The sequence below is a fragment of the Flavobacterium sp. genome (genome assembly GCF_043778725.1).
Classification (GTDB): Bacteria; Bacteroidota; Bacteroidia; order Flavobacteriales; family Flavobacteriaceae; genus Flavobacterium.
Genome location: NZ_JAYWFT010000068.1, coordinates 1 through 22,696, shown reverse-complemented (window position 1 = coordinate 22,696; position 22,696 = coordinate 1). Strand labels below are relative to the sequence as shown.

Below are 22,696 nucleotides of genomic sequence, written 5' to 3'. Positions count from 1 at the left end.
TTAAAAATGATTCTAAAATTAGTTACTTTCAAAAAATTTAATTTTGCTTGAAGATAGTTTTTACTCTTATTAGATAATTTATTATATTTGTTATTAGAAAAAAATAAAGACGTTATGGCAGAAATCACTTTAAAATTTGACAAGAGAAACGTTATTGCAAAAAAAACTCTTGAATACATACTTTCACTTGGTGTTTTTAAAACAGTTAATAAAACTGCATTAAATATGTCTTTGGAAGATGTAAAAAAGGGACGCGTAAATAAATATAAAAACACGGATGAGCTTTTTGATAAAATTTTGAATTAATGTATTCCATTAGTACAACCAACAGATTTGAAAAGGAAATGAAACTTTGTAAAAAACGAGGTTATGATATGTCATTGTTACAAAAAACAATTTCAATTCTAGCTGAAACAGGATCGCTTCCATTAAAATATAAACCTCATAAATTATCTGGAAATTATGATAATTGCTGGGAATGTCATATCAAGAGTGATTGGCTTTTGGTTTGGCTACAAAACGAGGAAGAATTAATCTTACTATTTCTTAATACTGGTACACACAGCGATTTATTTTAATACTATTTAAAGAGATAAGTGTTTGCTATTCAAACTTTTTTAGATATAATATAACAGGCTTTTAGATAATAGACTAAACCGAATAAGAAATTGCTCGGTTTTTTTTGTGTTTTCAAATTAGTATATTTACCAATAAATTCCCCAACAATGTCGATACAAAATATTCCTGAATCCTTAATTTTTGATGCATCTATTCCATCAGATTTGTTTATTTATGATTTAAAAATGACTCAAGATGTAATAAATAGTAAGGTTAATTTGGGTTTGAATATGTTTAGTTTTTTGCAAATTGGACATAAAAAAGTACATTTTGCGGATACTTCGGTAGCCGTTAATGAAAATCAATCGGTATTAATTAAAAATGGTAATTGCTTAATGACCGAATTGATTGGGAAAGATAAAGAGTATTATTGTAAATTATTTTTCTTTAGCTCTAAAAAAGTCAGACAGTTTCTGGATACAAATAACTATAAACGAGGTTCAGAATATAATGAAAAACCCTATTTTATCATTGAAAATGATAGCTTTATTACAGATTATATAAGTTCATTATCCTCTAAATTGCATTCTAAAAATAAAGAGCAACAAGATTTTTTACAATTAAAATTTGAGGAAATCATTCACTATTTGATTCATAAATACAATCAAAAGTTTATTGATTTTTTGTTGCAGCTTATCAGTGAATATGATAAATCACCATTTAAAAATAAGATTGAAACCAATTCTAATCTTAATTTAAAAGTAGAACAACTTGCTTTTTTATTCAATATGAGCATTTCAACTTTTAAGCGAACTTTTGAAAATGAATATGCAATTTCTCCCGGTAAATGGTTTCAAGAAAAACGTTTATTAAAAGCCAAAAGGTTGTTAGAAAATGGAACAATGAAATGTATTGATGTCCATTTAGAATGCGGATATGAAAGTGCCTCTAATTTTAGTAATGCGTATAAAAAGCGATTTGGAAAAAGTCCCAAAAAAGATATAAAAATTGGCTCATTAAGCAATTAGTTTGAACTAATATCATAATTTTTTGATTATTTTAATTTTTAATTTTGGAACTCAATTTAAAAAAATATAGTTATGAATATTACATTAGAACAAGCAGAAAAAGCAATTGCAGTAGCAAAAGCAAAATCGGTAGCATTAGATACCAAAATGAACATTTCAATTGTAGATGCCGGTGCCAATCTTTTAGCATTCGCTAGAATGGATGGTGCATGGTTAGGATCGGCAGATATTTCATTGAAAAAAGCTAAAACAGCACGTTTTTTCGATTTCCCTACAGGTGTTATTGGAAGTCTTTCGCAACCTGGAGGATCACTTTTTGGAATTGAGCATTCTAACGGCGGATTGATATCTTTTCCTGGTGGAATTCCAATAAAAAATAGCAATGGCGATGTTATTGGAGCAATTGGCGTAAGCGGAAGCACTGTAGAAAACGATCATGCAGTTGCAGAAGCAGGAGCAAATTCGTTATAAATTTTGCGCGCAATAGAGTAAAAACCGAGTAAGAAATTGCTCGGTTTTTTTGTGTTTTGTAAACAACTTTAAAAATGTATATTTGTGAATAATTAAAAATAAAAATTATAAAATAGAAACATAAAATATTAACATATTGTTGAGCTTTTAGCTCTTATTCTCTCAATTCAGAAACCTAGGAAATTTCAAAATGTGTATGAGAATAAGTCGCGAGAGTTCACGTCCGTTTGGGCGTGAGCTGTTCGTGCTTATTTATACACACGGTCTCTCCTAGGTACCTTGAATTGAAGATAAGCACAATGGACAGTTTCACGTCCTTTTTGTTTATCGGTTTAAGAGCAAGTTTCGCTTTTAAACTAAATTATGGCAATAAAATCTTCAAATAAAACTTTACGGAAAGCAAGTAAATCAAAGAACGATGAGTTTTTTACTCAACGTACAGATATTGAAAAAGAGTTAAGACATTACAAAGAACATTTTAGAGATAAAGTTGTTTTTTGTAATTGTGATGATCCAAGAGTTAGCAACTTTTTTTATTATTTCTCTTATAATTTTGAGAGTTTAGGACTTAAAAAACTTATAACCACTTGTTACAAAAGTCAAGATATGGAGTTGTTTAGTGAAAATAAATCTGAAAAAGCTATTTATCTCGAATATTTTGGAGATAAAAATGGTAATAAAATACCTGATATTGAAGAAATTGGCATAATACATTTACAAGGTGATGGCGATTTTAGAAGTCCAGAAAGTATTGAACTTTTAAAAGAAGTAGATATTGTGGTTACTAATCCACCATTCTCATTATTTAGAGAATATGTCGCTCAACTAATAGATTTCAATAAACAATTTTTAATACTTGGAAGCCAAAACGCGATTACATATAAAGAGATTTTTGAGTTGATTAAAAAAGACAAAATCTGGTTAGGGATGGATAATGGCGGGACAAAATGGTTTGAAGTACCATATGAATATGATATTACAACTGAATCAAGAAAGAAAATTGAAGATGGAAAAAAGTTTTTTAGCATGGGAAATATCATGTGGTTTACAAATCTTGACAATAGAAAACGTCATGAAGATATAATTCTTTACAAAAAATATAGTCAAGCTGAATTTCCAAATTATGATAATTATAATGCTATAAATGTGAATAAAGTTGCAGATATTCCATTAGATTATTCGGGTTTTATGGGCGTACCAATTACATTTATTGATAAATATAATCCAGAACAATTTGAATTATTAGGAATTATGAATACTGGAGAAGTAAATAAAGGAATACGATATGAAAACACACCACACGGAAGACCAATCGTAAATGGCGTTGAATTATATTTACGTATCATTATCAAAAACAAACGACTATGAAAATAGAACTAAAAGAAATAACGGTTCGTGAACTAACCAATGGTTACCAAGACAATAATGAAAACGGTATTGTTGGTTTTGGAGGAATACTCGATATTCGTCCGCCATATCAGCGTGAATTTATTTATAAAGACAAACAGCGTGATGCTGTTATTAATACGCTTACCAAAGATTATCCACTTAATGTGATGTATTGGGCAGTTCGTGAAGATGGTAATTTTGAAGTTATTGACGGACAACAACGTACCATTTCTATTTGTCAATATGTTCAAGGCGATTATTCGGTTATGGTGGGTAATATTCCAAGTCAACGTGCTTTTCATAATTTGCAAAATAATGAGCAAGACCAAATTATGAATTATAAATTGATGGTTTACATTTGTAGTGGAACAGAAAGTGAAAAGTTAGAATGGTTTAAAACCATAAATATTGCTGGAGAGAAGTTAACGGAACAAGAATTACGAAATGCAGTATATTCTGGTTCTTGGGTTTCAGATGCAAAAAAATATTTTAGTAAAACTGGATGTGTAGCTTATCAAATTGGTAATAAGTACTTAATAGGAGCAGTAAACCGACAAGACTATTTTCAAACAACTATTGATTGGATTTCAAAAGAGAATATTGAAGTGTATATGTCCAACCATCAACATGACCCAAACGCAAGTGCTCTTTGGCGATATTTTCAAGATGTAATTTCTTGGACGGAAGCAACTTTTACAGTATACAGAAAAGAAATGAAAGGTATTAATTGGGGTTTTCTTTATAATGTATACAAAGATAAAATTTTTGATACTAAAATGTTGGAAAAAGAAATCTCAGACTTAATGCAAGACGAAGATGTTTCAAAAAAGTCGGGAATTTACGAATATGTTTTAACTAGAAAAGAAAAATATTTAAGTATTCGTTCTTTTACTGATAAGCAAAAAAGAGAGGCATTTGAAAGGCAAAAAGGAATTTGTATAAAATGCAACGTTCAATTTGAATTAAACGAAATGGAAGCCGACCACATTACACCATGGCACGAAGGAGGAAGGACAAATGCTGAAAATTGTCAAATGCTATGTAAAAACGATAATAGAATAAAATCAGGAAAGTAATTTTTATGCAAATGAGATATGACTTTTAGATTAAGGACAAAACCGAGTAAGAAATTGCTCGGTTTTTTTATTTTTTATTTTGCATTTTTATAATAATTATAGTGTGCGGAAAAGTAATAGCAGCAAGAAAAGAAAAGAATAATGCGGTAAATAATTGCTTGTCTTTAAAAACTAAAAACAAAATTAAGATTCCGTTTAACGATACTATCCAATAAATAAATGCAGACTTAAAGTATTTCTGGAAATTACGCAATGTAAAATCTCCATACAAATAATTTATTTGTTCATTAATGGATGGCAAGCTATGCCAAACTACAAAGTAAATTGCAAATGCCCATATTAAATCGGCAGTTTTAAAAATTATTGCAAAAACAAATATGTAAAAAATATTAATTACAATTTGATTTTTGAAAGTCAATGATGCTCTAGCCATAGAAATAGATGATAAAACTAAAGCGATTCCTGATGCTAAAGTTATCCAAGCAAAATTTATTGAACCAATAGAAAAATTAATTATTTTACTTACTATCAATTTAACTTCTTCTTCGTGAAAATAAAACAGCAATGAAAATATAAACAATCCATAGGTGGTTTGAAAAATGATACTCGAACATCTATTTTTAGAATCTTTTAAATTATTCCAATGTTGTTCCCCAAAATGATATCCACTAAAAAGTAAAAACAATAATAAAGCTAGAGTTGGGATACAATAAAATAGTATAAATCCAAAAAAGATAACCAAAAGGTAGTAAATCAATATTTTTTTAAATGATTTATTAGAATTCTCGTGGTCAATTTTTGTGTACAAAGCTAAATCGTTTGCGCCATGAAGAATTCCGAATAAGAATATTACTACAAATCCAGCAAGTTGTTGATACTTAAAAGAAAAATAAACATTTATCCAGAGAGCAAAAAAACTTACTACAATTGCGAATTTATTGGATCTAGTCATCTATTGTGGGGTTAATATTTTGTTTAAATTTAATAATAAAAAGCTAAACAAAATTATTTATTTTGTTTAATATTTTTTAATTTTGGTTAAACAAATAATCTTAATACATTTTAACTATGTCAAATTTATTTTTATTTCCATCGCTAGTAGCGAAAATGCTTCCTACAGATTATGTAGGTTTTACTTTCTTTGTTGGTTGCATGGCCATGATGGCAGCATCAGCTTTCTTTTTTCTATCACTAAACCAGTTTGATAAGAAGTGGCGTACTTCTGTATTAGTCTCTGGTTTAATCACTTTTATTGCTGCGGTCCATTACTTTTACATGAGAGATTACTGGGCTAGTTTTGGTGAATCACCTACATTTTTCAGATATGTAGACTGGGTTCTTACTGTTCCGTTAATGTGTTTAGAGTTTTATTTAATTCTTAAAGTAGCTGGAGCAAAAACATCATTATTGTGGAAAATGATTATTTATTCACTTATCATGTTGGTAACTGGATATTTTGGTGAAGCCGTAGATCCAGGAAATGCATGGATTTGGGGATTAGTTTCAGGGTTAGCATATTTTGCTATTGCTTATGAAATTTGGTTGGGTGAAGCATCTAAATTAGCTTCGGCCGCAGGAGGAAACGTTTTGGCTGCGCACAAAATTTTATGTTGGTTTGTATTGGTAGGATGGGCAATTTATCCATTGGGTTACATGTTGGGTACTGATGGCTGGTACACTGGATTACTTGGAAAAGGTAATGTAGATGTTGCTTACAATATTGCTGATGCAATTAACAAAATCGGTTTTGGATTGGTTATTTATAATCTAGCCTTAAAATCGCAAAAAGATTAGTTTTTAATTTTTTAGTTTTTGAATAGAACCGAGTAAGAAATTACTCGGTTTTTTTTATTTAACAGTTGCGGTTTAAATAATTTTGTATATTGGTCATCTATAAATAACCCAAATTGTAAAAATGAAAAAAATAGTTTTATTAGTTATTGTAATACTGATGAGTACTACAATTTATGCACAGAAAAAGAAATCTTCTAAAGCGGTGAAAGCAAGTCCGGTTGTTGCCAAAGTTGATAATCTCGTTGCCGAGGTAAAAGCAGGAAATTTTCAATTAACAATTAATGAAAACGGAAAAGCTAAAGACGCTATAATCATTAAAACTGCTGATGCTAAATTTGCTCCTAAAGATTCTAAATTGATTGCATTTACTGCAAATGGAACTAAATTGTATTTATTATCTTGGACAGAAATCACACAAAATAAAACCGATTTAAAAACTGAAGATATTACTACTATTTATTCTAATATTTATGAAGTTACTTCAAAGAAATTGGTTCTTTACAATACACAATTGACCAATCATATTGTTGAAAAAGTATTCTTAGACAGGCTTAAAAATGCATCAGAAACGCAAGAAAAAATGCGAAGAGAAGGATTTGAGTTTACATTAAATCCTGATGGCACTGTAACACAAAAGAATAAAACGCAAGAAAATAAGTTAGTTTACGATGTTACAAAAATGGAATACGTTAACGCTAAGAAAAAATAAAAAATTAAACCGAGTTAGTAGCTCGGTTTTTTTATTTTCTAAATATGAAGAAATCAGAAATTTTATCAATCAATCTTGGTTTGCTTTTACTATAATTGGTAGTATAGGAATTGGAAGATTATTTTAAACGTTTATCATCGTAATTTTCACCACTTTCATTTGTAAAATCAAATACATTTTTCTTGACACAAAGTACAAAAACGTACTTTCTCTTCTGCATTGAGTTCCAGCCAGTTTTCTTGACAAGGTTTGGGAATTACAGATTTTATTTTACTAGACATTATTGATTTATTTTAATCTCAAACATTTTATCCCAATTTTTACCCGTTACAAAGAATGTTTTAGTTTTTGGGTTGTACGCAATTCCGTTAAGGACATCAACATCGGCAAGTTTTGTTATTTTATTTTTCAAATCATATAAGTCTAACATTGCTTCAACAGCACCATTTTTCGGATTAATGATAATAATAGCATCTCTTTGATAAATATTACTGTAAATTTTTCCATCTACCCATTCCAGTTCATTTATTGCATCTATTTTAGCATTTCCAGAATACACATTGATATTGTCAATTTGCTTAAAAGTTTCAGAATCTACAATATGAATTTTCTCTGAACCATCATCATAATATAAGTTTTTACCATCATTTGTCATTCCCCAACCTTCCATTTTTTTATAGTAAGGTAACGTTTTTATTTTTTCAAAAGTAGTTACATCATATACATAACATTCGTTTTGCTTATAAGTAAGTTGATAAATTTTACCGTTCAATATAGAAATTCCTTCCCCAAATATTACTTCGGGATATTCTACTTTCTTCAATACTTTTCCTGTTTTATAATCTACTTTTCTCATACTAGAAATGCCTCTTTTTTGAGTATCGTTTCCTTCGCCATTTCCTGTTCCTTCATATAAATAGTCTTTATAAAACTCCAATCCTTCAGTGTAAGCTTCATGATCGTGGGGATAAGTATTTACAATTGTATAAGTCAAAACCTTCGGAGTTACATCCGAAATTAATTCTACTCTTGACGAATCGATTTCTTTTTCTCCTTCAAAATAAATGTTGGCTTTTAGATTTTGATACCCCAATTTCTGATCTTTAAAATCAAATGAAAATTTATCAGTTCCTTTTACAGCACCAACTTTTTTATCATTAATAGAATAGATAATACTATCAATTTTTTTGTTTTTAGGATTTAATACTTCCAATTTCAATGCTTCTTTTGGAGTATATTGTGCTTTTAATACGTCTTCGTTAATACTAAAAAAGCTTTCTGTTGTATTTTTGTCTTTACAACTTACAACTGATAAAGTTGCTAATAAAATGAATACTAATACGTTATATTTTCTCATTACAAAAAGGTTGATTTTTATAAATACAAATGTATTATTTAAGATGTTAATTTCTTGCAAAAATATAAAAAGATTGTATATTTGCAGCGGCAAGTCCTACACGACCAGCTCCTACAGAATCCTCCAGGATGGGAACATAGCAAAGGTATGCGGTTGAGCGGTGCGATGTAGGTCGCTTGCCATTTTTAATCTGAACTTAGTTTCAGATTTTTTTTTAACTTCAATTTTCCTTTAATGAAATTATCTTGGCAAATAGTTCGATTAAATTTAAAGGAAACATTCTCAATCGCTTACGGAAATTATTTTTACAGAGAAGCGCTAATTATTTCGTTACAATCAAACCATTTTTCGGGTCAAGGCGAATGTACAGCTATTGATTATTATCAAATAAACTTAGCAGATTTTGTGCTGAAATTAGAAATAATTCAACAAAAAATAGAAAAGCAATCGATAAATCATCCAACTGATTTTTACACTTTTCTTTTAACATTAGATCTTCCTAGTTTTCTTCGTTCGGCATTAGATTGTGCTTATTGGGATTTATTTGGAAAATTAGAAAATAAAAGTTTTTTAACTCTAAATTCGATTGAAATAAACCAACTTCCAGAATCGTCAATTACAATAAGTGTTGCTCCAATTGAAACTCAAATTCAGAAAATTAAAGCTTCTTCTTGGAGTAAGTTTAAAGTAAAATGCAATCATTTTAAGGAGCAAGAAATCAAAGCGTTATTACAATTAAATCACAATATTGCTTTAGATTCTAACGGAAGTTTTAGCAAGGAAGATTGTATGTGTTTAGAAAATGAAATAGGAACAGAGAAGTTTTCTTATTTAGAACAACCTATGAAAAAAGGTTCTGAAAATTTTTCGGTTTTGAATTCTAATTTGCATGCCAATTGGATGGCAGATGAGGATTGTCAAGACGCAACTTCGTTAGAACAATTAAAACCACATTATAGAAGTATCAATATTAAATTGGTAAAATGTGGCGGATTGACACCTGCGTTGCAAATGATTAAAATTGCTAAACAATTGAATTATAAAATAATGATAGGTTGCATGACCGAATCTACCATAGGAATTTCTGCTGGTGCTGTTTTGGCTCCTTTTTGTGATTATGCCGATTTAGATGGTGCGAATCTTATAGAAAATGATTTGGCGTTTGGATCTAAAATTGACAACGGAAAAATCCAACTTTCAGAAAAACCAGGATTGGGAATTTCTATAATTTAGAATAGAATTTCTATCTTTATCCAATAATTTATATCAGATGAAATTTCAGCCTATAGTTCCAATGATTTGGACAAAAGAATTACAAAAAACAGTCGATTTTTACTGTGATATTCTAGGATTTACTTGTGGAAACCAAAACGAAGAATGGGGTTGGGCAGCAGTTCATAAAGACGAATGCGAAATTATGATTGCCGAACCCAATGGACATACACCATTTGAAAGTCCTTATTTTTCGGGAACTTTTTATATAAAAACAGATGATGTTGATGCACTTTGGACTAATTTAAAAGACAAAGTAAAAGTAGCGTATGATATTGAAGATTTTGATTGGGGCATGCGTGAATTTGCCATTTATGACAATAATAATTACATGATTCAATTCGGACAAGATTTGTGGAAGAAATAGAAAAAAGAAAATAGAGAAAAGAAAATAGAGTGTAGGTTTAACTTTGAGAAGTCTATTTTCTTTTATCTAAAAAATATAGTTATGAGTAAAGTAGTATTAATAACAGGAGGTTCATCGGGAATTGGAAAATCTATTGGAGAATTTCTTCACGAGAAAGGATTTGTAGTTTATGGAACGAGTAGAAATCCTGAAAAGGTTTTAGGTTCGGTTTTTCCGTTGATTGCTTTGGATGTTAGAAATAAAGAAAGTATTCAAAAAGCGGTTTCTGAAATAATTTTACAATCGGGTAGGATAGACGTAGTTATTAATAATGCTGGCGTTGGAATTACTGGACCAATTGAAGAAATTCCAACTGAGGAAATCCAAAATAATTTTGAAACCAATCTTTTTGGACCAATTGAAGTAATGAAAGCTGTTTTGCCACAAATGCGAAGTCAAAAATCGGGTTTGATTATCAATATAACTTCGATTGCAGGTTATATGGGTTTGCCTTACCGCGGTATTTATTCGGCATCGAAAGGCGCTTTAGAATTGATTACTGAAGCATTGCGTATGGAAGTAAAATCATTCGGAATTCATATTACTAATGTAGCGCCAGGTGATTTTGCTACGAATATTGCAGCAGGACGCTTTCATGCGCCATTGATAAAAGGTTCAGCTTATGAAATTCCATATGGAAATACGCTAAAAACAATGGACGAACATGTAGATTCTGGAAGTAATCCGAACGAAATGGCAGCAGCAATTTATAAGATTATCCAAACTCCTAATCCAAAAGTGCATTACAAAATTGGAGCTTTTATGCAAAAGTTTTCTATTGTTTTAAAGCGAATTCTTCCTGATAAGGTTTATGAAAAAATGTTGATGAATCATTATAAATTGTAAAAAAAGTAATTACAAAATTCAAATTCAAAATTCAATTTTATTTGAATTGATTTTTGAAAATGAATTCGTAATTTTGCACGCGATTGCGTTAAGGATAGAAGTGGAAAGCCCGGAAACTTACTGGAACGTTAGTGGAAGTAAGTTGAGGACTTGGAACGGATAGCCTGACCCGAAGTTTTTCACGTAGGGTAACGCCCAAATAATAAAACACAACTAAATATATATTATGAAATTTTTTATTGACACAGCCAATTTAAACGAAATCAAAGCAGCTCAATCACTTGGTGTTCTTGATGGCGTTACAACCAATCCTTCGTTGATGGCTAAAGAAGGAATTACAGGGAAAAACAATATTTTAAAACATTACGTTGATATTTGCAACATTTGTGACGGTGAAGTTAGTGCCGAAGTAAATGCGGTTGACTACGACGGAATGATTAAAGAAGGCGAAGAACTTGCTGAATTACACGATCAAATTGTGGTGAAATTACCAATGACAAAAGAAGGTGTAATGGCGTGTAAATATTTTTCTGATAAAGGAATTAAAACCAATGTTACTTTAGTATTTTCGGCTGGTCAAGCGTTATTGGCTGCTAAGGCTGGAGCTACTTTTGTATCGCCTTTTATTGGTAGATTAGACGATATTTCTACTGATGGATTGAACTTGATTCAAGAAATTAGAGAAATCTATGATAACTATGGTTATGAAACTCAAATTCTGGCAGCTTCTGTTCGTCATACAATGCACATTGTAAACTGTGCAAAAATTGGTGCCGATGTTATGACTGGACCATTATCTGCAATTTTAGGATTGTTGAAACACCCATTAACCGATATTGGATTGGCACAATTTATTGCTGATTTCGAGAAAGGAAACAAGTAAAAGTAGAAGATACGAAGTACAAAATACGAGAAATAAAAAGCCGATTTTCACATTGAGAATCGGCTTTTGCTATTTTAATAAAACTAAAAATCTAAAACTAAACCGCTACATCATATTCTCTAAGTGCATCGTTTAATGATGTTTTTAAATCGGTAGATGGTTTTCTTTTTCCTATAATTAATGCACATGGAACTTGAAAATCTCCTGCAGCAAATTTCTTGGTGTAACTTCCCGGAATTACAACTGAACGTGCAGGTACAAATCCTTTATATTCTATAGGTTCACTTCCTGTAACATCGATTATTTTAGTAGAAGCAGTTAGACATACATTGGCTCCAAGAACAGCTTCTTTTTCTACACGAACACCTTCTACAACAATGCATCTTGAACCTATAAAAGCGCCATCTTCAATAATTACTGGTGCTGCTTGTAAAGGTTCAAGAACACCACCAATTCCAACACCTCCAGAAAGGTGCACGTTTTTACCAATTTGGGCACAACTTCCTACAGTTGCCCAGGTGTCGACCATTGTTCCTTCGTCGACATAAGCACCAATATTTACATAGCTTGGCATTAAAATTACACCTTTAGAAATATAAGCGCCATATCTTGCAACTGCTGGTGGAACAACTCGAATTCCTTTTTCGGCATACCCGGTTTTAAGCAACATTTTATCGTGGTATTCAAAAATTCCAGATTCTAAAGTTTCCATTTTTTGGATAGGAAAATACATTACAACGGCTTTTTTAACCCATTCGTTTACTTGCCAACCTTCATTTTCTATAGGTTGAGCAACACGCAAGCTTCCTGCATCAAGCATAGCTATTACTTCTCTAATGTTTTTTAAAGTCGTTTCGTCTTTCAATAATTCTCGGTTTTCCCAAGCACTTTCTATACTAGTTTGCAAATTTTTCATCGAATGTATTTTTTACAAATATAAAATCTTTTCGTTAATTTTAGTCCATCTAAATGTCCAAAACTATATAAAAGATTAAAATAATTATGTAACAAATTAGGTTTCAATAGTACTTAAATTTGTCAAAAATATAAATATTTAAAACTAACTTATTATGAAAAACTTTTATCTTGTTGCAACAATTGCATTATTATCATTTTCTAGCTGTCAGAAAAAAGACGAAGCTGCCTCACAAATGGCTAACGACACAATTACAGCAATAGATACAACTGTAGTAGACGAGAATGTTGTTGTAGATTCTACAGTTGCAACTGACACTACCGATGTGTCTAATGTTGATTTGCCCAATGAATTATCAACTAAAACAACAACTGTAACAACAGATCCATCCAAAGGTAAATATGCTTTGGCAGAAACTAAATGGAAATTGGTAGAATTAAATGGTAAAGCTGTAAAAAGTAGTACTAACAAAGATTATTTTATTAATTTAGATTCTAAGTCAGGTAAATTTGCTGCGTATGCAGGATGTAATAATTTTGCTGGAACTTTCGTAATGAAATCGGCAGAAAAACTGGCTTTTTCTAAAATAATGGGAACTAAAATGGCATGTCCAAACATGGATTTTGAAAATAATTTTATTAAAACCATCGAGAAAACTGACAATTACATGATTGAAGGAACAATGTTGCATCTTCATAAAGGAAAAAAAGCTATTGCAAAATTTGAAGCTGTGAAATAATTTAAATTAATTTTTAAATACAATTCTATAAAGGTGTTCTGTAAAGGATGCCTTTTGTTTTTTATTTAATTTTGAAAAATATATTTTGCACAATTCTATAGCTTATATTTGCATTAAAACTACAAAATGCCAAGAATTCTATCTATTGATTACGGAATGAAACGCACCGGAATTGCCGTTACCGATGAATTGCAAATTATTGCATCAGGTTTAACTACAATTCCATCCGAAACTGCTATTGCCTTTCTAAAAGACTATTTTTTAAAAGAAAAAGTAATTAAAGTTTTAATTGGCGAACCCAAACAAATGAACGGATTGCCATCTCAAAGTACTGAAATAATTGAGAAATTTGTAACTAAATTCAAAACGGCCTTTCCAGATATGGAATTGGAACGTTCAGACGAGCGATTTACGTCGAAAATGGCTTTTCAAACTATGATTGATAGCGGATTGAATAAAAAACAACGTCAAAATAAAGCTTTGGTTGATGAAATTGCAGCAACAATAATGCTTCAAGATTATCTTCATAATAAGAAATAGTTTTTATATTTTTGAATTCAATTTAAGCACTACAAATGAAACATCAGTTAGATACAAAAGATTTGGCAATCTTAGAAATACTTCAAAAAGATTCGACAATTTCAGTAAAGGAAATCGGTGAAAGAGTAGGACTTTCGTTCACTCCAACCTATGAAAGAATCAAAAATCTTGAGAAAGACAATGTAATAACCAAGTATGTTGCCTTAGTTGATCGATTTAAAATTGGTATTCAAATTGTAGTTTATTGTAACGTAACTTTAAAAGAACAATCTAAAGCCGCACTCGATTCGTTTGAAGGCACAATAACTGCAATTCCTGAGGTTCAAGAAGTAATTAGTCTGTCTGGAAATTATGATTACATGCTAAAAATCATTGCAGAAGATATTAAATCGTACAATAATTTTGTGGTAAATGTGATTTCTAATATTCCAAATATTGGGCAATATCATAGCAGTATTGTTCTAAATGAAGCCAAAAAAGAAACAGCTTATATTTTGCCAAAAATAGATTAATTAAACTTCGAAATAACCTTGTTAAAAGCGTCTTCGATTAATTCATTACATAAATTTCCAAGGCTTCCTTCGTGGGTGTGATTGATATTGTAATTTGGGATAAACTCCTTATTTTCGATTGCTAATCCAATATTTATATACGCATCTCTAAACGGAATTCCATCCAAAACTTGCTCGTTTACATTTTCTACACTAAACATATAATCGTATTTTTTATCTTTTACAATATCGGTTTTAATTTCTATATTTTGTAACATAAAATCAAGCATTTCCAGACATTCTTTAAGTGATTTTATAGCCGGAAATAATCCTTCTTTTGTAAGTTGGCAATCTCTGTGATAACCTGAAGGCAGATTGTTTGTTAAAATAATCAACTCATTTGGCAACGCCTGAATTCTGTTGCAACGTGCTCTCATAATTTCAAAAACATCTGGATTTTTTTTATGTGGCATAATGCTGCTTCCAGTAGTCAACGAATCTGGAAACGAGATAAATCCGAAATTCTGATTTAGATACAAACACATATCATAAGACAATTTGCTCAATGTTCCAGCCAATCCAGATAGTGCCATTGCCATTACTTTCTCCGATTTTCCTCTAGTCATTTGGGCATAAACCGAATTCACATTCAACGATTTAAATCCCAATAATTCTGTCGTTAAAGTTCGATTTAAAGGAAAGGAAGTTCCGTAACCTGCGCCAGAACCTAATGGATTTTTATTGATAATGTTGTATGCAGCCAAAAATAATTCTAAATCATCAACCAAACTTTCTGCATAAGCGCCAAACCATAAGCCAAACGATGATGGCATTGCAATTTGTAAATGCGTATAACCAGGAAGTAAATTGTTTTTATGTTTATTGCTTAATGAAATTAATGTTTTAAATACGGTTTCTGCAAGCGAAGTAATTTCTAAAATTTCTGATTTCAAATACAATTTCAAATCGGTTAAAACCTGATCATTTCTAGAACGACCACTGTGAATTTTTTTGCCAGTTTCACCAATTCGTTGAATCAATAGATGTTCTACTTGTGAATGGATATCTTCAATTCCGGGTTCTATTTCAAATTTATTTTGTTCAATTTCAGTTAGAATATGTTTCAATTCTTTCTCAATAGATATCCATTCTTTAGAAGTTAAAAGTTCGATTGAATGAAGCATTTCACAATGTGCCAATGAACCCATAACATCAAATTTTGCCAGAACATAATCAAACGCCACATCGTTTCCGACCGTAAATTGCTCCACAATTTTAGCATGCAGATCATTATCATTAGCCGATTTTTGCCAAATTTTATGTGTCATTTTTTAAAGTATTTGAGTTAAAACAGCATTGTAAATTTGGATTGCATCTTTAATTTCATGTGTAAAAATAAATTCGTCGCTGCTGTGAGAACGAGTTGATAATCCTGGACCCATTTTTAAGGATGGACAAGGAATTACCGCTTGATCGGACGAAGTTGGCGAGCCATAATACGTTCTTCCAATTTGTAAACCAGCTTGTACAAAAGGATGCGATAACGCAATTGACGATGAATTTAACCGTAACGAACGCGGTGTAACCTCACTTTTTATGTTTTCTTTTATAATATTAAAAATTTCGGTATTCGAATATAATTCTGTGGTTCTTACATCAACTGTAAAACGGCACGAATCAGGAACAACGTTATGTTGTGAACCACTATTGATAATGGTTGGCGTCATTTTTACTTCGCCTAATAAATCAGAAATTTTATCAAATTTGTAATTTGTGAACCAATTTATATCTTCAATTGCATTTAAAATGGCATTGTCATGGTTTGGATGTGCTGCATGAGAAGGCGTTCCTTTGGCTACGCAATCTAAAACTAATAATCCTTTTTCGGCTATTGCCAAATTCATTTCGGTAGGTTCGCCAACTATTGCAAAATCAATGTTTCCCAATTTATTATAAATCGATTCGATACCATTTATTCCTGAAATTTCTTCTTCGGCAGTTGCTGCGATTACCAAATTGTACTTTAAATTTTCTTTGTCCCAAAAGTGGATAAATGTTGCTATTAAACTCACTAAACAACCTCCGGCATCGTTGCTTCCTAAACCAAATAATTTTCCGTCTTTTTCAATAGCTTCAAACGGATTTAAGGTGTAACTATCATTTGGTTTTACCGTGTCGTGGTGTGAATTTAAAAGGATTGTTGGTTTGGAATCATCATAATATTTATTGAAAGCCCATACATTATTCATCACGCGATGTGTTGGAATACCATATTTTGCAAAGAAATTTTCAATGCAATCTGCAGTTTTATCTTCACTTTTACTGAACGAAGGAATGGCAATTAATTCTTTTAATAGCGCATAAACCGATTCAAATAACTTATTTAATTCTTGTTCCTTCATTGTTGTTTTTAGTTATAAAATTAACGCAGTTTTGAGCGTTGATAATTCCAATTTCTTTAACTCCATTTGCCAAAGCTTGAAAACAATTTTCGATTTTCGGAATCATTCCTTTATTGATAATTCCTTTATTTTTTAAATCCTGAAACGTCTCAAAATTAAGGCTTTCAATTACAGAATTCTCGTCTTCTGAATTAAGTAAAACACCTTTTTTTTCAAAACAATAAAACAGTTTTACTTCAAATAAATGAGCCAAACAGGTTGCAATAACATTCGCAATTGTATCGGCATTGGTGTTTAATAATTGACCTTTTTTATCGTGCGTAATGGCACAAATTACAGGAGTTAATCCTAAATTTGACATCGATTCTAAAAAGGAAATATTAATGCTTTCTTTTGAAATGTCGCCTACAAATCCGTAATCAATTTCATTGTTTTTTCTTTTTTTAGCTTCAATTAAATTGCCGTCAGTTCCTGATAATCCAATACTATTGATATTATTTTTCTGCAATAATGCTACAATAGTTTTGTTGATGTAACCAGCATAAACCATCGTTGCAATTTTTAATGTTTCAGCATTTGTAACGCGTCTTCCATCAATTAATTGCTGTGGAATGTTTAGTTTTTCTGCTAAATCGGTTGCCAATTTTCCGCCACCATGAACCAAAATAAAAGGTTCGTTTAAGCTCGAAATGGAAGCTATGAATTCGCTCAATTTCATTTCATCATCAATGATGTTGCCTCCAATTTTTATAATATTAAGCTTGTCCATCAGATTCTAATATTTTTTCAAGAATAATTTGAGCCGCAAAAGTTCTGTTGTTGGCTTGATGATAAATCAACGAATTTTCACTGTCCAAAACTTCGTCGCTTGCTTCTACATTTCTTCTAACAGGTAAACAATGCATGATTTTAGCATTATTGGTCGCGTTTAATTTTTCATTTGTTAATAGCCAATCTTCTTCTGTTGGAAGAATTTTTCCGTATTCTTCAAACGACGACCAGTTTTTAATATATACAAAATCAGCATCTTGAAGCGCAATTTCCTGATTGTATTCGATAATTGCATCCTGAGTGAATTTAGAATCCAATTCATATCCTTTTGGATGCGTAATTACAAATTCGCAATCTATTTTACTCATCCATTGAGCAAAAGAATTTCCAACAGCATGAGGAATCGATTTGATATGTGGCGCCCAAGTCAGCACAATTTTTGGCTTCTTGTTCTCGGGTTTGTGCTCTTCAATAGTAATGCAATCGGCCAAACTTTGTAACGGATGTAATGTTGCCGATTCCAGCGAAATAACAGGAACAGTGGCGAATTTTTCAAACAATGAATACACTTTTTCAGAAGTATCGTCTTCCTTATTTTCTAAACCTGCAAAACATCGAATACCAATAATATCACAATACTGACTCAAGACATTTGCCGCGTCTTTAATATGTTCAACAGTGCTGCCGTTCATGATTGCGCCGTCTTCAAATTCCCATGTCCAAGCTTCTAGATTAGCATTTAGAATTATGGTATTCAAACCCAAATTTTGTGCTGCTTTTTGAGTACTCAATCGCGTTCTCAAACTGGAATTTAAGAACACCAAACCCAATGTTTTGCCTTTACCTAAATCACTTTTTTGTAAAGGAGCTTTTTTTATTTGAATTGCATTTTGAACCAATTCATCAATATTTGCAACATCATCTGCAGAGAAAAATCGTTTCATAGTTTACAAATTTGAGTTAGAAATAGTTTTAAAAGCAGTAACAAATAAATCCAATTCGGTTTTTGAGATGTTAAGAGCAGGAAGAATTCGCAACGTATTTGGACAAGAAGCATTTCCTGTCAAAATCTTAAATTCATTCAATAATTTACTTCGAAATGGCGCACACGGAACTTTTAATTCAATACCAAACATCAAACCTTGAAATCTGATTTCTTTAATTAATATATCCTCTTTTAATTGTTCAAATAGATAATTCCCTAATTCAGTAGCATTTTGCATCAAATTTTCAGTTTCAATAGTTTCCAAAACTGCTATTGATGCGGCGCATGCCAGATAATTTCCTCCAAAAGTAGTTCCAAGCAAACCGTGTTTTGCCTCAATTTTTGGATGTATCAAAACGCCACCAACCGGAAAACCATTTCCCATTCCTTTGGCAACTGTAATAATATCAGCTTTTATATTGGCATGTTGATGCGCAAAGAATTTCCCAGTTCGTCCATAACCCGATTGAATTTCGTCACAAATAAAAATAGCCTCGTTTTCATCACATAAAGTTCTGATTTTTTGCAAAAATGCAGCATCTGGAATCTGAACACCGCCAACACCTTGAATTCCTTCAATAATTACAGATGAAATTTCGTGGTTCTGGAACGCTTCTTCTAACGCAGTTGTGTTGTTAAAAGGAACAAAAATAAAATTGTCGGTTTCATTCACCGGAGCAATAATACTTTTGTTGTCGGTTGCTGCTACTGCAGCTGCAGTTCTTCCATGAAAAGCTTTGGTGAAACAAATAGTTTTCTTCTTTTTAGTGTGAAAAGAGGCTAGTTTTAATGCGTTTTCGTTGGCTTCAGCACCCGAATTACACATGAAAAAAGTATACTCTTCATAATTACTCATTTTACCTAATTTCAGTGCTACTTCTTCCTGAATTGGAATTTTAACCGAATTTGAATAAAAACCAATTTGTTGCAATTGTTCAGTTACTTTCTGAACATAAGTTGGATGGCTGTGACCAATTGAAATAACGGCGTGACCACCATATAAATCAAGGTATTTTTCGTTTTTATCATTCCACAAATAACTGCCTTGAGCTTTTATAAAGTTTAGGTCAAATAGTGGATATACATCAAATAATTTCATTTTTTTCTTTTTTAAAATGCCGAAGCTTTTAATTTTAATCCGAGAGTTGGTTCCCATCCAAACATTAAATTCATATTTTGAATCGCTTGCCCAGAAGCGCCTTTTAGTAAATTGTCAATCACAGAATGTATGACAACATGGTTTTCGTCTTTCTCAATAAATAGTAAACATTTATTGGTGTTGACAACTTGCTTTAAATCGATGTTGTTTTTAGACAGAAATACAAACGGATTATTTTTGTAAAAATCTTCATAAAGCGCCTGAATTTCATTTAAACTCCAATCAGTTAAAATTGTAGAACTGGTAAAAATTCCTCTTGTAAAATCGCCGCGCCATGGTACAAATTCTAAATTTATATTTTCATCATTGAAGCCATTTAGCGTTTTGCAGATTTCGGCAACATGTTGGTGTTGCAATGTTTTGTATGCCGAAATATTGTTGGTACGCCAACTAAAATGAGAGGTTTCTTGCAATTGTTGTCCTGCGCCTGTCGAACCTGTAATTCCAGTTGTATAAACCGTTTTTAAGATTTTGGCTTTCGCTAACGGAAGCAATGCCAATTGAATAGCGGTAGCAAAACAACCCGGATTTGCAATATAATTGGCTTTACTGATGAATTGTTCGTTAATTTCGGGCAAACCGTAAATGAAATTTCCGTTTTCAAATGCGCCATCAATTCTGAAATCATTTCCTAAATCAATCACTTTTATAGTTTCAGATAATGGATTATTTTCCATCCAAATTTTACTTTCCTTGTGAGGAAGACATAAAAATAAAACATCAACTGTATTTGAAAAATTATTAGTAAAATTTAATTCTGTTTCTCCGATTAAATCAGTGTGAATTTGATTAATTTTTTTACCAATTTGGCTTCTGCTCAAGGCAAATTCTATTTCGCTTTTAGGATGATTCAACAACAATCGGATGAGTTCACCGCCAGTATATCCGGCAGCGCCAACAATTCCTATTTTGATTTTTGATTCCATTTGAGATTTATAGTTTACTTTCGTTTATCTGATGATAAATAGTAAGTGAATTACTGATTATTTTTGAATATCCTTTTACATCTTCGCCAGACCAGCCTAAATTCATTTCGCCGTAACTTCCAAATTTAGAAGCCATTAAATCATTATCTGATTCAATTCCGTTCAAAATAAATCGATAGGGTAAAAGCGTCACGAATACTTTTCCGTTGACCGTATTTTGTGTACTGTCAAAAAAAGTTTCAATATCACGCAACGCTGGATCTAAAAATAAACCTTCGTGCAGCCAACTTCCGTACCAATCGGACAATTGATTTTTTAAGTTCAATTGAAATTTTGAAAGCGTATGTTTTTCTAATAAATGATGCGCTTTTAAGATGATTATTGCCGCAGCAGCTTCAAATCCAACACGTCCTTTGATGCCAACAATTGTATCGCCAACATGAATATCTCTGCCAATTGCAAATGGTGAAGCCAATGTTTCCAAATGCAATATAGCCTCACTTGGATGTGAAAATGTTGCGTCATTTATGCCTAATAATTCACCTTTCTTGAAATGCAAAACAACTTCAGTTTTGTCAGTTTCTGATTTTTCTAACTGAGAAGGAAAAGCAGTTTCAGGCAAATTTAAATTAGAAGTCAAGGTTTCTTTTCCGCCCACAGAAGTTCCCCAAAGTCCTTTATTTATGGAATATAATGCTTTTTCAAAATTCATTTCGACATTATTTTCTTTCAGAAATTCAATTTCGGCTTCTCTTGATAATTTCAAATCACGAATTGGCGTTATTATTTCAATCGATGGACAAATAATATTAAAAATCACATCAAATCGAACCTGATCGTTTCCTGCGCCAGTGCTTCCGTGAGCAATTGCATCGGCATTAATTTGCTTGGCATAATCAGCAATTGATTTTGCCTGAATCGTTCTTTCGGCACTTACAGAAAGCGGATAGGTATTGTTTTTTAATACATTTCCAAAGATTAAATATTTGACACAAGTATCATAATAGGTTTTCACCGCATCAATGCACGTGTAGGAATGCACGCCAAGAGTCAAGGCACGTTTTTCTATATCTTTTATTTCATCATCAGTAAATCCGCCAGTGTTTACGGTAACTGCGTGAATTTCATATCCTAATTTTTTAGATAAATAAACGGCACAAAATGAGGTATCTAAACCGCCACTATATGCTAAAACTACTTTTTTCATTGGATTCTTCTTGTTTTAAATCTGATTTTGGTTCGTATAACATGGCGGTACACAAACAATTTTTTTTATCTTTTGCGATTAAAATTTCATAGTTTACGCAGCTTTTGCATCCGCTCCAGAAATTTTCATCTTGCGTCAATTCAGAATAGGTTACTGGTTCATAACCTAACTCACTATTTATTTTCATAACCGCCAAACCAGTTGTTAATCCGAAGATTTTAGCCTTTGGAAATTTCTCTTTGGACAAGGAAAAAATGGCTTGTTTTATCTTTCTTGCCAAACCGTATTTTCTATATTTTGGAGCAACAATTAGTCCTGAGTTAGCCACAAATTTATCGTGACTCCAAGTTTCTATATAACAGAATCCTGCCCATTCGTTGGTTTCCGTTAGGGCAATAATTCCGTTTCCGTCAATAATCTTTTTACTTAAATATTCTGTCGAGCGTTTTGCAATTCCTGTTCCTCTCACTTTAGCAGAAAGTTCCATTTCTTCGATTATGGCTTCGCAGAAAACTAAATGTTGAGAATTTGTTTGCTCAATTTTAATCATCTTTCTATAAAATTTTGACAAAAATAAATATTATTTACTATAAAACAACATATAAAAGATAAAAAATCTTTTTATAACAAATATTTAAGATTTTTAATCTTTTAAAATTTAATTTTTACTTTTGTAAACAACTTTAATTTGTGCAAAGAATTTATTATTTTTGTGAGATTGTTAGATTCTATAAAATTGTTAATATATGGAAAATCCTGATGTAGTATTGG

Annotated in this window: 26 protein-coding genes and 1 other RNA gene; 16 read left to right on the top strand and 11 right to left on the bottom strand. The window is 31.4% G+C overall.

From position 1 onward, the window contains the following. Nucleotides 1-114: 114 nt before the first annotated feature. The 6 genes from ACH2CG_RS05830 (at nucleotide 115) to ACH2CG_RS05805 (ending at nucleotide 4,522) form a co-directional block, all read left to right on the top strand. Entirely contained in the window at nucleotides 115-306 is a 192-nt protein-coding gene (locus ACH2CG_RS05830; protein ID WP_395063135.1) for a hypothetical protein, read from the top strand. Continuing rightward, nucleotides 306-578 (top strand): type II toxin-antitoxin system YafQ family toxin, encoded by a 273-nt coding sequence (locus ACH2CG_RS05825; RefSeq protein ID WP_395063133.1) that lies wholly within the window; start codon nucleotides 306-308, stop codon nucleotides 576-578. The genes ACH2CG_RS05830 and ACH2CG_RS05825 overlap by 1 nt, the downstream gene beginning before the upstream one ends. 147 nt (nucleotides 579-725) lie before the next feature. After that, nucleotides 726-1,586, top strand: coding sequence for a helix-turn-helix domain-containing protein (locus ACH2CG_RS05820; RefSeq protein WP_395063131.1), 861 nt, complete (start codon nucleotides 726-728; stop codon nucleotides 1,584-1,586). A 72-nt stretch (nucleotides 1,587-1,658) separates the two neighbouring features. Next, nucleotides 1,659-2,057, top strand: coding sequence for a heme-binding protein (locus ACH2CG_RS05815; RefSeq protein ID WP_395063129.1), 399 nt, complete (start codon nucleotides 1,659-1,661; stop codon nucleotides 2,055-2,057). Between the two features lie 363 nt (nucleotides 2,058-2,420). Further along, nucleotides 2,421-3,425, top strand: coding sequence for an adenine-specific methyltransferase EcoRI family protein (locus ACH2CG_RS05810; protein WP_395063127.1), 1,005 nt, complete (start codon nucleotides 2,421-2,423; stop codon nucleotides 3,423-3,425). Then, a complete protein-coding gene (locus tag ACH2CG_RS05805; protein ID WP_395063125.1) occupies nucleotides 3,422-4,522 on the top strand; it encodes an HNH endonuclease family protein in 1,101 nt (366 codons plus the stop codon). Before ACH2CG_RS05810 ends, ACH2CG_RS05805 begins: the two co-directional genes overlap by 4 nt. 67 nt (nucleotides 4,523-4,589) lie before the next feature. Here ACH2CG_RS05805 and ACH2CG_RS05800 read toward each other — a convergent pair whose 3' ends face one another. Further along, on the bottom strand, nucleotides 4,590-5,474 hold the full coding sequence (locus ACH2CG_RS05800; RefSeq protein ID WP_395063123.1) for a Brp/Blh family beta-carotene 15,15'-dioxygenase: 885 nt from the start codon (nucleotides 5,472-5,474) through the stop codon (nucleotides 4,590-4,592). A gap of 116 nt (nucleotides 5,475-5,590) precedes the next feature. Between ACH2CG_RS05800 and ACH2CG_RS05795 the strand changes: the two genes are divergently transcribed. Together ACH2CG_RS05795 and ACH2CG_RS05790 are read left to right on the top strand one after the other, a co-directional pair. Then, nucleotides 5,591-6,316, top strand: coding sequence for a bacteriorhodopsin-like (locus ACH2CG_RS05795; RefSeq protein WP_395063121.1), 726 nt, complete (start codon nucleotides 5,591-5,593; stop codon nucleotides 6,314-6,316). 121 nt (nucleotides 6,317-6,437) lie between these two features. Continuing rightward, nucleotides 6,438-7,025, top strand: a complete 588-nt coding sequence (locus ACH2CG_RS05790) for a hypothetical protein (protein WP_395063119.1) — start codon at nucleotides 6,438-6,440, stop codon at nucleotides 7,023-7,025. Between the two features lie 280 nt (nucleotides 7,026-7,305). Here the strand turns inward: ACH2CG_RS05790 and ACH2CG_RS05785 are convergent, their stop codons facing one another. Continuing rightward, nucleotides 7,306-8,382 (bottom strand): glutaminyl-peptide cyclotransferase, encoded by a 1,077-nt coding sequence (locus ACH2CG_RS05785; protein ID WP_395063117.1) that lies wholly within the window; start codon nucleotides 8,380-8,382, stop codon nucleotides 7,306-7,308. Between the two features lie 87 nt (nucleotides 8,383-8,469). Here ACH2CG_RS05785 and ffs point away from each other — a divergent pair. From ffs to fsa, 5 genes are all read left to right on the top strand, one after another. Continuing rightward, nucleotides 8,470-8,567, top strand: an RNA gene (gene ffs, locus ACH2CG_RS05780) — signal recognition particle sRNA small type. Nucleotides 8,568-8,616: 49 nt separating this feature from the next. Continuing rightward, the gene (locus ACH2CG_RS05775; protein ID WP_395063115.1) at nucleotides 8,617-9,615 is read left to right on the top strand and encodes an enolase C-terminal domain-like protein; all 999 of its coding nucleotides are present in this window, start codon (nucleotides 8,617-8,619) and stop codon (nucleotides 9,613-9,615) included. A 37-nt stretch (nucleotides 9,616-9,652) separates the two neighbouring features. Further along, on the top strand, nucleotides 9,653-10,021 hold the full coding sequence (locus ACH2CG_RS05770) for a bleomycin resistance protein (protein WP_395063113.1): 369 nt from the start codon (nucleotides 9,653-9,655) through the stop codon (nucleotides 10,019-10,021). Between the two features lie 81 nt (nucleotides 10,022-10,102). Beyond that, nucleotides 10,103-10,906, top strand: a complete 804-nt coding sequence (locus ACH2CG_RS05765; protein ID WP_395063111.1) for an SDR family oxidoreductase — start codon at nucleotides 10,103-10,105, stop codon at nucleotides 10,904-10,906. Between the two features lie 226 nt (nucleotides 10,907-11,132). Next, on the top strand, nucleotides 11,133-11,789 hold the full coding sequence (gene fsa / locus ACH2CG_RS05760) for a fructose-6-phosphate aldolase (protein WP_395063109.1): 657 nt from the start codon (nucleotides 11,133-11,135) through the stop codon (nucleotides 11,787-11,789). A 97-nt stretch (nucleotides 11,790-11,886) separates the two neighbouring features. On the opposite strand, the gene ACH2CG_RS05755 is transcribed toward fsa, so the two are convergent. Then, the gene (locus tag ACH2CG_RS05755) at nucleotides 11,887-12,705 is read right to left on the bottom strand and encodes a 2,3,4,5-tetrahydropyridine-2,6-dicarboxylate N-succinyltransferase (protein WP_395063107.1); all 819 of its coding nucleotides are present in this window, start codon (nucleotides 12,703-12,705) and stop codon (nucleotides 11,887-11,889) included. A 154-nt stretch (nucleotides 12,706-12,859) separates the two neighbouring features. Here ACH2CG_RS05755 and ACH2CG_RS05750 point away from each other — a divergent pair, with 154 nt between their 5' ends. The 3 genes from ACH2CG_RS05750 to ACH2CG_RS05740 all read left to right on the top strand — a co-directional run bounded on the left by ACH2CG_RS05750 (nucleotide 12,860) and on the right by ACH2CG_RS05740 (nucleotide 14,496). Next, nucleotides 12,860-13,444, top strand: coding sequence for an META domain-containing protein (locus ACH2CG_RS05750; RefSeq protein WP_395063105.1), 585 nt, complete (start codon nucleotides 12,860-12,862; stop codon nucleotides 13,442-13,444). A gap of 126 nt (nucleotides 13,445-13,570) precedes the next feature. Further along, a complete protein-coding gene (gene ruvX / locus ACH2CG_RS05745; RefSeq protein ID WP_395063103.1) occupies nucleotides 13,571-13,984 on the top strand; it encodes a Holliday junction resolvase RuvX in 414 nt (137 codons plus the stop codon). A 35-nt stretch (nucleotides 13,985-14,019) separates the two neighbouring features. Next, nucleotides 14,020-14,496 (top strand): Lrp/AsnC family transcriptional regulator, encoded by a 477-nt coding sequence (locus tag ACH2CG_RS05740; protein WP_395063101.1) that lies wholly within the window; start codon nucleotides 14,020-14,022, stop codon nucleotides 14,494-14,496. On the opposite strand, the gene argH is transcribed toward ACH2CG_RS05740, so the two are convergent. The 8 genes from argH to ACH2CG_RS05700 are packed head-to-tail and all read right to left on the bottom strand — an operon-like array spanning nucleotide 14,493 to nucleotide 22,475. Next, nucleotides 14,493-15,803 carry an argininosuccinate lyase gene (gene argH, locus ACH2CG_RS05735; protein WP_395063099.1) on the bottom strand — a complete coding sequence of 437 codons (1,311 nt, stop codon included), beginning with the start codon at nucleotides 15,801-15,803 and terminating at the stop codon, nucleotides 14,493-14,495. The two genes, ACH2CG_RS05740 and argH, sit on opposite strands and share 4 nt — an antisense overlap. A gap of 3 nt (nucleotides 15,804-15,806) precedes the next feature. Beyond that, nucleotides 15,807-16,877, bottom strand: a complete 1,071-nt coding sequence (locus ACH2CG_RS05730) for a M20 family metallo-hydrolase (protein WP_395063097.1) — start codon at nucleotides 16,875-16,877, stop codon at nucleotides 15,807-15,809. Next, nucleotides 16,855-17,646, bottom strand: a complete 792-nt coding sequence (gene argB, locus ACH2CG_RS05725; protein WP_395063095.1) for an acetylglutamate kinase — start codon at nucleotides 17,644-17,646, stop codon at nucleotides 16,855-16,857. Before argB ends, ACH2CG_RS05730 begins: the two co-directional genes overlap by 23 nt. Then, the gene (locus ACH2CG_RS05720) at nucleotides 17,633-18,592 is read right to left on the bottom strand and encodes an acetylornithine carbamoyltransferase (RefSeq protein ID WP_395063093.1); all 960 of its coding nucleotides are present in this window, start codon (nucleotides 18,590-18,592) and stop codon (nucleotides 17,633-17,635) included. The genes argB and ACH2CG_RS05720 overlap by 14 nt, the downstream gene beginning before the upstream one ends. Before the next feature lie 3 nt (nucleotides 18,593-18,595). Beyond that, on the bottom strand, nucleotides 18,596-19,732 hold the full coding sequence (locus ACH2CG_RS05715) for an aspartate aminotransferase family protein (protein WP_395063091.1): 1,137 nt from the start codon (nucleotides 19,730-19,732) through the stop codon (nucleotides 18,596-18,598). 11 nt (nucleotides 19,733-19,743) lie between these two features. Then, nucleotides 19,744-20,718, bottom strand: coding sequence for an N-acetyl-gamma-glutamyl-phosphate reductase (gene argC, locus ACH2CG_RS05710; RefSeq protein WP_395063089.1), 975 nt, complete (start codon nucleotides 20,716-20,718; stop codon nucleotides 19,744-19,746). Between the two features lie 7 nt (nucleotides 20,719-20,725). Further along, the gene (locus ACH2CG_RS05705; protein WP_395063087.1) at nucleotides 20,726-21,925 is read right to left on the bottom strand and encodes an argininosuccinate synthase; all 1,200 of its coding nucleotides are present in this window, start codon (nucleotides 21,923-21,925) and stop codon (nucleotides 20,726-20,728) included. After that, nucleotides 21,900-22,475 carry a GNAT family N-acetyltransferase gene (locus ACH2CG_RS05700; protein WP_395063085.1) on the bottom strand — a complete coding sequence of 192 codons (576 nt, stop codon included), beginning with the start codon at nucleotides 22,473-22,475 and terminating at the stop codon, nucleotides 21,900-21,902. The genes ACH2CG_RS05705 and ACH2CG_RS05700 overlap by 26 nt, the downstream gene beginning before the upstream one ends. Between the last annotated feature and the right edge of the window lie 221 nt (nucleotides 22,476-22,696).